General features: G+C 69.3%; 8 protein-coding genes and 3 pseudogenes. 6 read left to right on the top strand and 5 right to left on the bottom strand.

Annotated features, from left to right (window positions below; translation table 11 throughout):
• Positions 1–344, bottom strand: a pseudogene (locus tag IG99_RS47010) (1,4-beta-xylanase); the annotation flags it as partial.
• A 463-nt stretch (positions 345–807) separates the two neighbouring features.
• On the opposite strand from IG99_RS47010, the pseudogene IG99_RS41695 reads away from it, so the two are divergent.
• Positions 808–3,084: pseudogene (locus tag IG99_RS41695) on the top strand (family 43 glycosylhydrolase); the annotation flags it as partial.
• 203 nt (positions 3,085–3,287) lie between these two features.
• Positions 3,288–3,422 (top strand): annotated as a pseudogene (locus IG99_RS51105) (SAM-dependent methyltransferase); the annotation flags it as partial.
• Between the two features lie 153 nt (positions 3,423–3,575).
• Here IG99_RS51105 and IG99_RS41690 read toward each other — a convergent pair.
• Both IG99_RS41690 and IG99_RS41680 read right to left on the bottom strand, forming a co-directional pair.
• Positions 3,576–4,937 carry a chloride channel protein gene (locus IG99_RS41690; protein ID WP_051866582.1) on the bottom strand — a complete coding sequence of 454 codons (1,362 nt, stop codon included), beginning with the start codon at positions 4,935–4,937 and terminating at the stop codon, positions 3,576–3,578.
• A 664-nt stretch (positions 4,938–5,601) separates the two neighbouring features.
• Positions 5,602–7,041 carry an RICIN domain-containing protein gene (locus tag IG99_RS41680; RefSeq protein ID WP_037683918.1) on the bottom strand — a complete coding sequence of 480 codons (1,440 nt, stop codon included), beginning with the start codon at positions 7,039–7,041 and terminating at the stop codon, positions 5,602–5,604.
• 374 nt (positions 7,042–7,415) lie between these two features.
• Between IG99_RS41680 and IG99_RS41675 the strand changes: the two genes are divergently transcribed.
• Together IG99_RS41675 and IG99_RS41670 are read left to right on the top strand one after the other, a co-directional pair.
• On the top strand, positions 7,416–8,525 hold the full coding sequence (locus tag IG99_RS41675) for an ABC-2 transporter permease (RefSeq protein WP_037683916.1): 1,110 nt from the start codon (positions 7,416–7,418) through the stop codon (positions 8,523–8,525).
• A gap of 144 nt (positions 8,526–8,669) precedes the next feature.
• A complete protein-coding gene (locus tag IG99_RS41670; RefSeq protein WP_037683914.1) occupies positions 8,670–9,500 on the top strand; it encodes an SAM-dependent methyltransferase in 831 nt (276 codons plus the stop codon).
• Between the two features lie 137 nt (positions 9,501–9,637).
• On the opposite strand, the gene IG99_RS41665 is transcribed toward IG99_RS41670, so the two are convergent.
• Positions 9,638–11,737, bottom strand: a complete 2,100-nt coding sequence (locus tag IG99_RS41665; RefSeq protein ID WP_051866581.1) for a lectin — start codon at positions 11,735–11,737, stop codon at positions 9,638–9,640.
• Positions 11,738–12,025: 288 nt separating this feature from the next.
• Here IG99_RS41665 and IG99_RS44580 point away from each other — a divergent pair, with 288 nt between their 5' ends.
• Positions 12,026–12,742, top strand: coding sequence for a hypothetical protein (locus IG99_RS44580; RefSeq protein ID WP_051866580.1), 717 nt, complete (start codon positions 12,026–12,028; stop codon positions 12,740–12,742).
• A 103-nt stretch (positions 12,743–12,845) separates the two neighbouring features.
• On the opposite strand, the gene IG99_RS41655 is transcribed toward IG99_RS44580, so the two are convergent.
• Positions 12,846–13,724 (bottom strand): UbiA family prenyltransferase, encoded by an 879-nt coding sequence (locus IG99_RS41655; RefSeq protein WP_078948228.1) that lies wholly within the window; start codon positions 13,722–13,724, stop codon positions 12,846–12,848.
• Between the two features lie 110 nt (positions 13,725–13,834).
• Here IG99_RS41655 and IG99_RS41650 point away from each other — a divergent pair, with 110 nt between their 5' ends.
• Entirely contained in the window at positions 13,835–14,911 is a 1,077-nt protein-coding gene (locus tag IG99_RS41650; RefSeq protein ID WP_037683910.1) for a type III polyketide synthase, read from the top strand.
• The last annotated feature ends 3 nt before the right edge of the window (positions 14,912–14,914 follow it).

Below are 14,914 nucleotides of genomic sequence, written 5' to 3'. Positions count from 1 at the left end.
GTACAGGACGTAGTCGTTGGTCGCGGGGTCCCAGATCGCCTCGGGGGCCCAGGCGTTGCGGCCGTCGGGGATCGCGCCGGCGACGTTGAGCAGCCACGGGTCCGACCAGGAGACCAGGTCCGTCGACTCCCACACCACCAGGTTGCGGCGTCGTTCCAGTGCAGGCCGTCGGTGCTGTGCGAGAGGTACATCTGCTGGTTGGTCGCCCCCTCACCGGTGAAGTGCACCATCAGGTAGCCGGGGTCGGCGGCGGCCGCCCGTTCCGGAGCGGTCAGGGCTTGCCCCGTGAAGAGCAGGCAGGCGGCGACGAGTATCGCCGCCAGCCGGGAGAGAAGCGTGCGCATGTACGTTTCCTGTCTTTCTGCGGGTGCCTCAATCGGGAGAGGGGGTGCAGGGCCGCGGAGAAGAGCTCCTCTGGACAAGCACGGTCGCTCGTGCAAGCCGAATCGCGTGGGTGAGCAAGAGCAGAACCGATGACCCATTGTTCGATATTTAGAAAGGGCTTCGGAAATTCGGCCAGACGCTATAGGGCTGGCAAAAAGGGTGTCAAGACGGCCGGAGCGGTCGATCGTCACGGCAGGCCGCCCGTGCAGGTCATTGTCGTTCGACATATCGGATGCCGTTCGAAAAGTATTGACGTCGACGCGTATCCAATTCACACTCACGCAGCGCAATGTCATTCGGGCGGCACGCAGGACCTCGGCCAGGGGCGCGAGCCCCCTTCTCAGGCGTGCCTTCATCACGGGATGTGAACCCATGCACAGCGTGAAACCTCAGAGCCGCCGAAGATTCCGGCAGGGCGCCGTCGCCGCCGTGGCCGCCGCCGCCGCGCTGCTGGCGAGCGCCGTCGGTCTGTCAGCCCCCGCACAGGCAGCGGAGATCACCGACGGTCTGGCTCTCTGGTACAAACTCGACGCGACCTCGGGCACCGTGGCGGTGGACTCCTCGGGCAACGGCCGCAACGGAACCGTCAACGGCACCGCGAACTGGTCGGGCGCAGGGGAGGGACTGACGTTCAACGGCTCCGACACCTACATCAAGGTGCCGGACAACATCATGAGCGGAATGAACTCGATCACCGTCTCGATGGATGTGCGGATCGACGCCGCCCAGGCCACGCCGTACTTCCTCTACGGCTTCGGCAACACCAGCAGCGGCGCCGGCAACGGGTACCTGTTCACCACCGGCGACACCTTCCGGACGGCCATCGCCTCCGGGGGCTTCTCCACCGAGCAGAACACCCGGACCTCCGCCGCGCTGCCGCGCTCGGTATGGAAGCACGTCACGTACACCCAGACCGGCAACACGGGCGTCCTCTACCAGGACGGCGTGGAGGTGGCCCGCAACCCGTCGGTCACCCTCACCCCCGGTTCCATCGGGTCGGGCGTCACCACGGCCAACTACATCGGCAAGTCGCTCTACAGCAGTGACAAGCTCTTCAAGGGCCAGATCCGCGACTTCCGGGTCTACAACCGCGCGCTGGCGCCCGGCGAGGTCTTCGAACTCAGCGGGAACACCACGGGTATCACCGCGGCCACCCACCCCGCGCTGAAGATCGACGCCCTCATCGACGACGCCAACAGCGGGATCACGCTGCCGCTGAAGGAGGGCACGGACCTCACCGCGCTCGCCCCGCAGTTCACCCTCGCCCAGGGCGCGTCCATCAGCCCGGCCTCCGGCACCCCGCGCGACTTCACCCACCCCGTGACGTACGAGGTGACCGGCTCCGACGGAACGAAGCGCACCTGGACGGTGGAGGCGCTGGTCATGAGGAGCCCGGTCCTGCCGGGACTCACCGCCGACCCGAACATCGTCCGCTTCGGCGACACCTATTACATCTACCCGACCACCGACGGCTTCGCGAACTGGAGCGGTACGCAGTTCAAGGCCTACTCGTCCAAGGACCTGGTCCACTGGACGGACCACGGCGTCATCCTGGACCTCGGCCCCGACATCTCCTGGACCAACAGCCGGGCCTGGGCCCCGACGATGACCGCGAAGAACGGGAAGTACTACTTCTACTACTCCGCCGACACGAACATCGGCGTCGCGGTCTCCGACTCACCCACCGGACCGTTCACAGACCCCCTGGGCAAGCCGCTGATCGCCCGTGGCGCCTACGCCGGCCAGATGATCGACCCGGCCGTCTTCACCGACGACGACGGCCAGTCGTACCTGTACTGGGGCAACGGCCACGCCTACGTGGTTCCCCTGAACGACGACATGGTCTCCTTCGACGCCTCCAAGGTCACCAACATCACTCCCAGCGGCTACCGCGAGGGCTCCTTCGTCATCAAGCGCCAGGGCACCTACTACTTCATGTGGTCGGAGAACGACACCCGGGACGAGAACTACCGCGTCGCCTACGCCACCGGCCCCTCGCCCACGGGTCCGTGGACCAAGCGGAGCGTGATCCTGGAGAAGGACCTCTCGCTCGGCATCAAGGGCCCCGGCCACCACTCCGTGGTGCAGGTGCCGGGCACCGACGACTGGTACATCGCCTACCACCGCTTCGCCATCCCCGGCGGTGACGGCACCCACCGCGAAACCACCGTCGACAGGATGGAGTTCGACGCCGACGGCCTGATCAAGAAGGTCGTCCCCACGCTGAGCAGCATCGACCCGGTCTCCGCCGGCGTCACCCTGCCGACGGACACCACCCGCTCGCTCCGGTCGGTCAACTTCCCCGGCCGCTACGCCGTCGTACGGTCGGACAGCCTCGGCTACCTCGACCCGGTGACGTCCTCCAGCACCACGGCGGTCAAGCAGAGCGCCACCTTCACCGTCGTCCCCGGCCTGGCCGACGGCAGCTGCTACTCGTTCCGTGACGCGTCCGGCCGCTACCTGCGCCACAAGGACCTCCGCATCCGCGCCGACGCGAGCAACGGCACCACGCTCTTCGACAAGGACGCCACCTACTGCGCCCGGCAGGGCTCGGTCACCGGATCGGTCAGCCTGGAGTCGTACAACTACCCCGGCCGCTACCTCCGCCACTACAACTACGAGCTGCGCCTCGACACCTACCAGGACAACGCCACCTTCCGCGCCGACAGTTCCTTCACGCCGGTCAGTCCCTGGGCCTGATCACGGTCCGCGCTCGCCAGGTGGCCCGCACCGCGAAGCCCTGCGAGCCACCGGCCTGGCCCAGCGGCCGTACTACCTCCGACACACCGGGATCTCCCGCCGCGCACCGAACATGGCGGCGCGGCGGGGTAGAGGTCTCCGGGCGCGGCACTACCGTCATGAGGGTGACGGGAAGCAATGCCGGCCGGCGGTGGTCCGAGTCCATGTCGGCGGCCTATGAGCAGTACCTCGTGCCGGTGGTCTTCCGGCCTTTCGCCGAGGACCTGACCGCGAGGGCGGCGGCACTGCGCCCTCGGCGGATCCTCGAACTGGCCGCTGGGACAGGCGTATTGACATCACCGCATCCGCCCCGACGACGGATGAGACCGGGTCCCCGGCTGTGGGTTCGAGTCCCACCCGCCCCACCAACTCGACTTCTCGCGGGCGCAGCGCGAAGGCGCTTCCGCTGACGGTGCGCAGCTCCAGCACCCGGAGGGGCAGCCCGGGGCCGGTTACCGAACTTGCGGGGGGAGGGGCGGCTGGGCCGTCTCCGGGGCTTGTGGTGTGGTGGGTGGTCCGGCGAGATACTTCGACAGTACGAACGACACCACGACCGCCACGATCACCAGCGGCATCACCGCGAGGCCCGCGGTGCCGAGAAACAAGGTGGTGATCAGGACCGCCGTCAGCGGGAGTTGCAGCATCCCCGCGGTCATCGCGCCGATCCCCATGGCGGCGCCCGCGATCATCGGCAGCCCTGGCAGATGTGACAGTGCGATCCCGGCTGCGGCGCCGACGAACATGCCCGGGAAGGTCGGGCCGCCGCGGAAGCCGCACAGCGAGATGGAGTAGGCCAGACCCTTGCACACCACCAGCAGGACCAGCGTTCCGGCGGTGTAATCGGCGGCATGTTCGAGCAGCGGCGACAGCGCGGTCTGACCGGAGAACAGCACCGCCGAGGACGGTTTCCCGGTGCCCTCGGCGAAGGCGATCGCCAGCCCGGCGATCGCCAAGCCGGCCACTGGCGTGAGCAGCAGGAGCCGCCGCTCCACGTGCGGGCGCAGGAACAGGGCCAGCCATCGAATCCCGAAGCTGACGGCCCCGGCCGCCAAGCCGATGGCCACCGCCCAGCCGAACTGAGCGACATCGAGGTGAGGAGCCGCAGGGAGGTCGGGCACCGCCAGGGAGAACGTGCCGTATCCGGTCAGCGAGTTCAGCCCCAGGAAGATCAGCGACCCGGCGCCCGCGCCGACCAGGCCGGGAATCAGGATGATGGTGGCCATCGGCCCGCCCAGACCGGAGGCTTCCAGCAGCAAGAACGCCCCGGCCAGCGGGTTGCCGAGAAGCGTGCTGATCGCCGCGAAGCTCCCCGTCGCCGCGATGACTGCGCCGATACGGGGCTCCATGTCCCGCCGGGCCAGCTTGACGGCAAGGACCGCCAGCCCGCCGCCCAGGGCGATCACCGGGGCTTCCGGGCCGATCACCACGCCCAGCCCCAGGCCGGCCACCGATGCCAGCAAGATGCCGGGCAGCTCGTTTGCCCGCGCCACCCCGCCCGGCTTGAAGCCGTCCGCTGGGGAATGACCACCCCGGCCGGGCAGGTACTTGACGGTCGCGCCGACGATCGCCCCGGCCACGGTCAACGGCAGCAGCGGCCACCAGGCTGGTTCGCCATGGAAGCCAAGGCCTTTGGGCAAGTCCGTGAACACCCAGGTCTGGATGTCGGCGATCAGTTTGAGCAGCCAGTAGACAAGGGCCGAGATCACCACACCCAGAACCGCCGCGAGGATCAGCAGGCCCAGGTACTTCCTGGTCCTCATGACAGCGAACGGATCAGCTGGCGCGGTCGTCGAGTCCTCCACGCCCTGCAGCATCCGCCATGCCTGAACGCCCAGCAGGGTGACACGCCACAGCGGGCGCCGATCATCCCCGATCCGAGGACGGCTTCCGGATCGAGGGACGAGCAGGGGGCCGAGGCGGCGCTGAGGTGTCCGCGCCGCACGGTTCGAACTGGAGATGCGAGGGACTGCCCGCGGCGTGAACATGGCCACGAACGGTGAGAGGGATCGATGGTGGGAGAGGCTCGCGGTCGGCTCCCAGGTCGTCGCCTCTCGTGTGCGCCTCCCGGCGCTGATCATCCGGACGCGGCAGGGAAGTTCGTACGGTGCCTCACCGAGCCCGCGAACTTCGCCACGTACGCGGACGCCACCGGCCACCTGCCCGCCGTTGCCAACGCCTGGTACGAGGGGAAGCTGGGCAAAAGCCCCGAGTGGGCCGCCTTCGAGACCCAGTTGAACGTCACCAAGGCCCCGCCGGCCCTCACCACCTGGCAGCGGATCGCCCATACGATCGACAGCGAGCTGCGGAAACTCGTTCACGGCAAGGCCACGGTCGCCGGACCCAGCGGATCCTCCAGGCCGAGGCCACCAGCATCGGCCCCGGCCGCTGAACCCCGGACAGGGCCTTCGCCTGCGGGCCGGGCGGGACGACGGCGTTCTCGCCCGGCGGGCAGGAACGTCCGCCGGGCAGGAGGCGTGTTCAGACGGTCGTGCGCTGGAACTGCTGGTTCGTGCCGGTACCGCACGGCCACTGGATGAGGCGGGCGCCGTCGGCGGTGGAGGCGTTGGCCACGTCGAGGCACTTGCCGCTGTGCCGCGCGACGATGCGGAAGTAGCCGTTGCCCTGGTCCTGGAACAGCCACTGCTGGTTGGTGCCGGTGGTGCAGTGGTACTGGTTCACGAAGGCGCCGTCGGCGGTGGAGGCGCCGGCCACGTCGAGGCACTTGCCGCTGTGCTGGGCGAGGATCTGGACGTAGCCGCCGCCGGCGTCCTTCAGCCGCCACTGCTCGTTGAGGCCGCCGGTGCAGGTGTACTGGATCGCGAACGCGCTGTCAGCGGCGGAGTTGTCGGAGATGTCGAGGCACTTGCCGCTGTGCCGGGCCTTGAGGGTGTAGTAGGGACCACCGCCCACGCCACTGACCGTGCCGGCGTCGGCGTCGATGGCGATCTGCGGATACCAGGGCATGTCCATGGTGGTGTCGGTGGGGAAGGTCAGCGGCAGCCAGACGTACTGGGAGTCGTTGACGGTGCCGCCCATGGAGTTGCCCCAACGGTCGCCCATGTAGAGGTACGAGGTGGCCGCGGTGCCCTGGATCGGCAGTACGAAGGTGGTCTGGGAGCCGTAGGCGGTGGCGTCACCGACGTCGGTCATCGTGGTCCAGGGGCCGGTGACGCTGGTGGCGGTGGCGTACTTCTGCTGGTTGGGGCTCCATCCGCTGTTGCCGGAGGTCAGCATGAAGTAGACGCCCTTGCGCTTGAACAGGGCCGGCGCCTCGCGGAACGTGCCGGGCCAGGGGTTGGCGGCCAGGCTGTCGTAGCCGGTGTAGTCGGCGGTGAGCTTCCAGATCTGCAGATCGGCGTTGCCGGCCGCGGAGGTGATCTGGTAGGCGGTGCCGTCGTCGTCCTTGAACAGGGTCATGTCCCGGGACGTGGTGCCGGACGGCGGGCGGAAGCTGCCCTGGTAGGTGTAGTCGCCGTCGACGGTGTCGGAGACGGCGACGGCGGCGCGGGCCTGGTTGTAGTCGGTGCCGTTCTCCTTGTGCATCCACATGACGAACTTGCCGGTGGTGCTGTTGAAGATGACCTTGGGGCGCTCGATGTTGGATGTGGCGAGTTCTGCGGCACTGGACTGGGTCAGGACGTTCCGCCTGAATTCCCAGGTCTTGAGGTCGGTCGAGCGGTAGGCGGAGACAGCCTTGAAGGTGTTGTCGGGGTTGCGGTTCTCGCCGAACCAGTAGTAGTAGGCACCCACCTTGATCACCCCGCCGCCGTGGGCCTGGACCACGGCTCCCGTGGTGTCGGTGAATTGGGTGGCGTTGGTCACGGTGACCGACGCGGCCATCGCGGGCGAGCCGGTGATGAGCAGTGCGAGCACGCTCAAGCAGGCGGCCACCCCACAGGCGAGGGTACGTCTGAGCATCGGGGTCCTTCGGATCCACTCCCATCCCCGAATCGGGTTGGGATTTGGGGGATTGTGTGCGGCTCCGTTGGAGGACCGTAGGAGTGGGGCGTTGTGGTGTCAACAGTTTGCGAGTCATTAACCTCCGATGTATTGCACCTTCTTGTGCGGCCGGTCGTGAGAGCCCCATGTCTCAGCGCCAATTTTTGTCTCGCTACTAGACACAGCACAGGTGATGGGCGGTTAATACACCCAATGTCACCTCGGCGGAGCCCACGCCTCCGCGCGGCTCCCCTGGGCTCCGCCGACGACAGAGCAGTCATCCGATCTATTCGTCTCGGATGCAGAGCCGCAGCCCTGACGGTGGGTTCATCCGGGTGTGTCATCATGCGGCCATGACAGCACCTGCCGGTCCGCCCACTGGCATATCCGCCGCTGAGCGCGGCGCCAAGTCGTCCGGTTTCGCCGCCGAGTTCAAGGACGCCGTCACCCTTCGGGCCTTCGGGCTCGTACTGGGTGTCCTGCTGGTCCAGCTCGCCTTCGTCGCGTCCTACGTCGGGGCCTTCCATTCGCCCACGCCGCACCGTATCCGGGTGGCGGTGGCCGCTCCACAACAGGTGTCCGGGAAGATCGTCGCCCAGCTCGACGGCCTCGACGGCGCCCCTCTCAGGGCGCTGGCGGCCCCGGACGCCGCGGCCGCCCGACAGTGGGTTCTGACGCGGAAGACGGATGCCGCCTTCGTCTTCGACGCGACCGGGACCAAGGACACCCTCCTGGTCGCCTCGGCGGGCGGGCCGTCGGTGTCGCAGACGGCCACGCAGATCGCGCAGAAGATCGAGGCGGCGCAGAAGCGGCAGATCAGCGTCACCGACATCCGGCCCCCGAACGCCAAGGACGGGCGCGGTATGACGCCCTTCTACCTCGTGCTGGGCTGGGTGATCGGCGGCTACCTGACCGCGACGATCATGGGTATGGCGGCGGGTTCCCGGCCCGCCAGCCGGCCCCGCACCCTCATCCGCCTCGCCGCCCTCGTGCCGTACGCGATCGTGTCCGGCATCGCCGGGGCAGTCATCGTCGGGCCCGTGTTCGACGCGCTCAGTGGTCACTTCTGGGTGCTGAGCGGCATCGGTGCCCTGATCGTCCTGGCCGCGGGGACCACCGCGCTCGCCCTTCAGACCTTGCTGGGTCTCCTGGGCACCGGTGTCGTCATCCTGCTCTTCGTGGTGCTGGGCAATCCGAGCTCCGGCGGTGTCTACCCGGCACCACTGCTGCCGTCGTTCTGGAGCACGATCGGACAGGCACTGCCGCCCGGCGCCGGTACGACCCTGGTGCGCAACACCGTGTACTTCTCGGGCCACGCCACGGCTCCGGCGCTCTGGGTCCTCGGCTCCTACGCGGTGGGCGGCGCGGTGTTGGCCTGGGCGGCCTCCTGGTGGCGCGAGCGCCGACAGAAGGTTTCCGAGGCGACTGAGCCGGCGCCGGACGCCGGTGCCACCACCGGGTGAACCCATGCACCGCCGCGCCGGTGGGGCCGGCGCGGCGGTGCCCGGCCGACTGAGCATCCCGGACATGCCAGGATGATGACCTGACCATCACTCATCCCGTTTCACGCGCTGGCGGGACCCGGGTCCAGGACGGAGCCAGGCAGTATGACCTCTCCTCTCAGCGGCGTCGGCGACGGTGCCGCCCAGCCCTTGCAGATCGACACGAGCAGGCCCCATCCGGCCCGGATGTACGACTACTTCCTGGGCGGGAAGGACAACTACGTGGTCGACCAGGAAGCCGCCGAGAAGTTCATCGAGGCGGCCCCCGAGGTACGGGTGGCCGTCCGTGCCAACCGGCACTTCATGCACCGCGCCGTCCGGCACGTCGTCGCCGAGGGCGGCATCCGGCAGATCCTGGACATCGGCACGGGCCTGCCGACCGAGCCCAACGTGCACCAGGTGGCCCGCGCCACAGCTCCCGGGACCCGCGTGGCCTACGTCGACAACGACCCGATCGTCAGCGCCCACTCGAGGACTCTGCTGGACGGCGACGACACCCATACCTCCGTCGTCCTGGCCGACCTGCGTGATCCCCGCGCCGTCCTCGACCACCCCGACGTGCGCAAGGTCATCGACTTCGACGAGCCGGTGGCACTGCTGCTGGTCGCCGTCCTGCACTTCGTCACCGAGGCGGAGGATCCCCACGCCCTCGTCGCCACCCTCCGCGATGCGCTGCCCACCGGCTCCTACCTCGTCCTGTCCCACGCGACGGGCGACGTCCACGAGGACCGGCGGGAAGGCGCGGCCGCCGTCTACAACAGCGCCAGCGCCACCATGAACCCCCGGACCAGGCCCCAGGTCCTGGACTTCTTCGGCGACTTCACACTGATCGCCCCGGGCCTGACCCTGGTCCCGGACTGGCGCCCCGAGGAGCCCCTCGCTCCCGGCACCCCGCCGATCGGCATCTACGGCGGAGTGGCCCGCAAGAACGGCTGAACGGCAACGCCGCGGCGAGGTCACCGGCCACCTGTCGAGGCTCTCCCGCCACGGCGTGCGGCGCGGCTGTGCACGAGCGGGCGGGCCGGGGAATCCGGCCCGCCCGCCGATCCGTACCGAACGGTGGGATCAGTCCGTCAGTTGAGCGTCCACCGCTGGTTGCTCCCGCCGTTGCACGACCACAGGTCGATCTTGGTCCCGTTGGCGGTGCCGTTGCCGACGGCGTCGAGGCAGAGGCCGGACAGGTTGTTGGTGATGGTGCCGCCCGGGTTGACGGTCCACTTCTGGTTGGTGCCGCCGGTGCAGTCCCAGATGATGACCTTCGTACCGTTGGTCGTGCCGCCGTTGTCCGCGTCGAGGCACTTGTTGCCGTACACCACGAGTTCGCCGCGCGATGTCGAGGTGAAGGTCTGGTTGTGCCCGCCGACGCAGTCCCACAGGGCGGGCTGGGTGCCATTGGTGATGGTGTTCTTGGCGAGGTCGAGGCAGCGGCCGGAGCCGGCTCCGATGATCTCGTTCCCGTCGGTGCCCGGGATGCCCTGGAGCAGGACGGCGTCGAGGTTGGGCGCCCAGCCGCCGCCGTTGGAGAACTTCAGGATGTTGGTGGCGCCCTTGGCGAGGCCGACCAGCACCGAGACGGTGCCGGGGGCGGACCATGAGCCGGTCGGCGGGAACGAGACCACCGTCGGCTGCTGGCCGTTGACCTGCAGCGTGGCCGTACGGGCGGTGCTGTCGCCGTTGACGTAGGCGATGGTGGCGAGCTTCACGCCGGAGGCCGAGGCACTGACGCTTTTGAACGTCAGGGTGTTGGCCGAGCCGTTGCCGATCCAACCGACCAGTGAGCCGTTGGAGCAGGACGCGCAGGTGCCGGTGGCGGCGGTGCCGGCCAGGGTGTTGGCCGAGGACTCCGCCTCGTAGGTGGTACCGGAGCCTTCCGTGCCGGACACCGTGAGGAGAACCGCCTCACCGGCGGGGACCGTGGCGGAGTAGCTCGTCGCGAAGCTGCCCGCGTCGGTCGCCGACCATACGTCACGCACGGTGGCGGAGGCCGTGGTCAGGCCCAGGTCGGCCCAGCGGGCGGTGATCGACGCCGCGGACGAGGTGCGGTTGAGCAGCAGCACGGCACGCTTGCCGGTGCCCGACAGGACCTTGCTGTAGACCTGCAGCCCCTTGGTGTCCTCGGCGACCTTGACGCCCTGGAGGCCGCGGGCGTCCTGGTCGATCGCGATGACCTCGGGGTTCTTGAGGATGGACGCGGTGGTGGCACTCATGGTGGTGAGGTTGTTGCCGGCCACCAGCGGAGCGCCGGAGATCGCCCACAGGCTCATGTGGGTGCGGTTCTGGGCGGCGGTGAAGCCGTTCATGCCGACCATCAGCATGTCCGGGTCGTTGTAGTACCCGGTGTGCTGGGAGGAGGGGTGCAGCGTCTTGTCGAAGTTGGCCAGCATTTTGGCCGTGGACGGGCTGTTGCCCCAGTTGATGATGTCGGTGCTGGTACGCCACATCGGGGCCGTGCCCGCGCCCCAGTTCCAGGGGTTGCCGGTGCCCCACTCGCAGAGGGAGAGGACCAGTTTGCGTCCGGTGATCGCGGCCGCGGCGTCGTTGGCGGCGCTGATCGCCTTGTACGTCGTCTCCTGGTCGAGGCCCTCCGCGTTGCCGCCGCACCAGTCGATCTTGACGAAGTCGAAGCCCCACTCCTGGAAGGTCTGCATGTCCTGCTGGTAGTGGCCTTCACTGCCGGTGTTGGGCGCCGCGGGTCTGGTCGTGGGGAAGTAGTAGCCGCAGCCCTGCTTGCCCGCGTCGGTGTAGATGCCCGCCTTCAGGCCCTTGCTGTGGATGTAGTCGGCGATGGCCTTCATGCCGCCGGGGAAGATGCTCTCGTCGGTGACGATCCTGCCGTTGCTGTCGCGGGCGCCCTGCCACCAGCCGTCGTCGATATTGACGTACTGGTAGCCGGCCGCGGCCATGCCGGACGAGACCAGGGCATCGGCCTGGGCCTTGATGGTGTTGTAGTCGATGCTGCTGGCGAAGCTGTTCCATGAGGCCCAGCCCATCGGAGCCGGGGGAACCGGGATCTGACGGGTACTCACGGCGGCCGGCTCGGTCCGGCCCAGGTCCGCCGACGGCGCCCGGCCTCCGCCCATGGTCACGAGCCCGGCGAGGGCCAGAGCGAGGACCAACGCCTGGACGACGACACGTCTCGTCCAGCGCGTCACCCCGGTTCTCCCAGATGACATGAAACCAACCCTTCCTTGGCAGGGGCGCGCCCGTGGCCCAGGGGTATTACCGTTCACACTTTTCGGGCTGCACAGACATCGGCGTGAGATGGCATCGGCAGGGGATGACGATGCAGGAGGAGTGTGAGCGGTAACATTCGGCTCTGGCAATACTCCACGTGGAATTCGTCTCGGCGTCCCGTCAGGGCGAGGGACCGCCGCGGGTACGGTGAGGCGGGCCGGCCCAACGCAGCCGTCACCGACCAGTCAGGCCACCCCCGGGTCAAGGGTCTGATCGTGGCGCCGTCCATGAGTGACCTGGCGCCGCTCGATCTCGCACTGCGGTTCGAGCAGGCGGCCCGGAGCACCGGGCAGAAGCTGACGGTGCGGCAGTACGCCCCGCTGCCGCTGGCGGCCAAGGACCCGTTCGGCCTGGTCCAGGGGATCATGCTCGTTCCCCTGCTCATAGGCGGATACATGAGTTCGACCCTTCTCATGGCCGTCACCGGCCAGGCGGCAGGCCGCTGGCGTGCCGCCCAGCTCGCCGCGTTCGCCGTCGTCAGCGGCCTGGTCGTCGACCTGATCGTCTGCTACTGGCTGGAAGGGTTCCCCAGCAGCAAGTTCTGGATCACCTGGCCCATCTGCTCGCTGCTCGTCGCCGTGGTCGCCTTCGTCGCCGCGATCCTGCAGAAGCTGCTCGGAGCCGTGGGCACCCTGGTGACGGTCATCGTGGTCCCCCTGTTGGGCAACCCGTCGTCGGGCGGTGCCAGCGGGGTGCCGTACCTGCCTGCCTTCTGGCGTGACATCGGGCCATACCTGCCGCCCCGCAACGGCTACATCCTGCTGCACCACACGATCTACTTCGACGGCCACGGAACCAGCCAGGCGCTGATCAACCTGCTCATCTATCTGGGCGTCGCCGCGGCCGTCCTCATCGTGCTGGACCTGCGCGGCTCCGAAGCGAAGGTGCCCGTGGACGCCACCGAAGCCGCGGCCATGTCCGTCCCGATCGGAGCCACGCCGTGAGCACTCCGTCCCGGCCATGTGCAGGAAGGGACGTTCGTCGCGGCCGTGCCATCCCGTGCCGTCGATCAGGGACACACCCGCACGCTCGACAGGTGCCGCCTCGTCACGCCAGACGCGCGCCGCGCAGGAGCAGCAGGCCGACATCCAGGGCGGCCAGGCCCAGGCAGGCGAGAAAGCAGGTCCGGCTCCGCCCCGCCGGCCACAGGGCGACGGCGAGCGAGAGCGCGCAGGCCACCGCGAGCCCGGCTCGGGCGGGGAGGCCGACGGGTCCAGCCGGGCCCAGGACCAGCACGGCCGACCCCGCGGCCAGTGCCGCCGCCGCCAGCGTCCGAGCGCCGCGGTGGCCACCGCGTTGCGGCAGGCCGCGGATGTTCGCCGCGAGGTCGTCGCCGATGTCCGGCAGGACGTTCGCGGCGTGGGCGCCCACCCCCAGCAGCGCGGCGCCGGCCGACGCCCACCAGTGCGGCCACGGGGCACCCGGCAGGCAGAGGGTGACGAACGCGGGGAGCAGCCCGAAGGCGACCGCGTACGGCAGCCACGACCAGACGGTGCGCTTGACGCCGAGGTTGTAGCCCCAGGCCGCCATCACGCCGATCAGATGTGCGCTTCCCGCCTGCCACCCGTTCGCGAGGGAGAGCGGCACACAGGCCGCGAGCGCGCAGCCCGCCGCGATCCTCACCGCCCGCACGGAGACCACCCCGGTCGCCAGGGGCTTGTCACGGCGTGCGGCGGCCACGTCCCGGTCGGCGTCGATCAGATCGTTGCTCCAGCCCACCGACAGCTGCCCGGTGAGCACCGCCGCCGCGATCAGCGCCGTACCGGCACCGCCCCGCCCGGAGGCGGTGGCCAGCGCGGTGACCACCGCGGTCACGGCCACCGAGGGCGCGGGGTGAGCGGCCAGCAGCAGGCCGACGGCGCGCCCGGGCCCTCGGCGGCGAGGTTCTGCCGTGGTCGGGGTTGCCGAGGTTACGACGCTGCGCACGCCCCGAATGCTAGGCGCGGTCGGCTCGGTCCCTCTGCCGCCACACACATGAAATGCCAGTAAAACGCGTGTTATGAGGATTCGTCATGCTGGTATCTATCCTTCACTGCATGACGCGTATCGCCGCTGTCCACGGAGTGCTGCCCGCCCACCGCTACCACCAGCGCGAGATCGCCGACGCGCTCGCGGGGATGCGCCTTGCCGGAGTCGGGGCTTCTGAGCGGGACCGCGGCGTGCTGGACCGGCTGCACGCCACGGCCTGTGTCCGCACCCGCCATCTCGCCCTGCCGCTGGAGCGGTACGCCTTGCTGGACGGCTTCGGCCAGGCCAACGACCTGTTCATCGAGGAGGGTCTGCGGCTCGGCGAGGAGGCACTGCGAGCCGCCCTGGACCAGGCCGGGATCCTCCCGCGCGAGGTGGACCTCGTCTTCGCCACCTCGGTCACCGGTATCGCCGCCCCGTCACTGGAGGCCAGGCTGGCGGGGCGCCTGGGGCTGCGGCCGGACGTGAAGCGCGTGCCCGTCTTCGGCCTGGGCTGCGCCGCCGGCGCCGCCGGGCTGGCCAGGGTCCACGACTACCTGCGGGGCCATCCGGATCAGGTCGCGGTGCTGCTCTCGGTCGAGCTGTGCTCCCTCACCCTGCAACGCGGCGACACCTCCGCGCGGAACGCGGTGGCCGGTGCCCTCTTCGGCGACGGCGCCGCCGCGCTGGTCGCCGTCGGCCGCGACCATCCCCGCCGCCATGAGTACGCCGGACCCCACGTGGTGGCCACCCGCGCCCGCCTGTACCCAGGTACCGAGGACGCCCTCGGCTGGCACATCGGCGACAGCGGCTTCACGATCGTGCTCGACGCCGAACTGCCCGAACTGGTCCGGCTCCACCTGGGGGAGGAGGTGCGCTCCTTCCTGTCCGCACACGACCTCAAGCCGGACGACATCACCGGCTGGGTCTGTCATCCCGGCGGCCCCAAGGTGCTGGAGGCGCTCCAGGAGACACTCGGCCTCGGGCCCGACTCGCTGGAGCTGACCTGGCGCTCCCTCGCCGAGGTCGGCAACCTCTCCTCCGCCTCCGTGCTGCACATCCTGCGCGACACCCTGGCCCTGCGTCCGCCCCCGCCCGGCACCCCCGGCCTGCTGCTGGCGCTCGGGCCGGGCTTCAGTTCCGAACTCGTGCTCCTGCGCTGGTAGGTG

This window comes from Streptomyces griseus subsp. griseus, assembly GCF_000720255.1.
GTDB classification, from domain to species: domain Bacteria; phylum Actinomycetota; class Actinomycetes; order Streptomycetales; family Streptomycetaceae; genus Streptomyces; species Streptomyces griseus_I.
The sequence above is the reverse complement of the archived record's forward strand: the minus strand, read 5'-3'. Positions and strand labels throughout refer to the sequence as shown.

What these genes read in the sequence shown, in the direction of transcription:
- IG99_RS44580 (WP_051866580.1), top strand. Translation starts at nt 12,026, where the DNA reads ATGAGTGACCTGGCGCCGCTCGATCTCGCACTGCGGTTCGAGCAGGCG.
- IG99_RS41670 (WP_037683914.1), top strand. Translation starts at nt 8,670, where the DNA reads ATGACCTCTCCTCTCAGCGGCGTCGGCGACGGTGCCGCCCAGCCCTTG.
- IG99_RS41675 (WP_037683916.1), top strand. Translation starts at nt 7,416, where the DNA reads ATGACAGCACCTGCCGGTCCGCCCACTGGCATATCCGCCGCTGAGCGC.
- IG99_RS41690 (WP_051866582.1), bottom strand. Translation starts at nt 4,937, where the DNA reads ATGCTGCAGGGCGTGGAGGACTCGACGACCGCGCCAGCTGATCCGTTC.
- IG99_RS41680 (WP_037683918.1), bottom strand. Translation starts at nt 7,041, where the DNA reads ATGCTCAGACGTACCCTCGCCTGTGGGGTGGCCGCCTGCTTGAGCGTG.
- IG99_RS41665 (WP_051866581.1), bottom strand. Translation starts at nt 11,737, where the DNA reads ATGTCATCTGGGAGAACCGGGGTGACGCGCTGGACGAGACGTGTCGTC.
- IG99_RS41650 (WP_037683910.1), top strand. Translation starts at nt 13,835, where the DNA reads ATGACGCGTATCGCCGCTGTCCACGGAGTGCTGCCCGCCCACCGCTAC.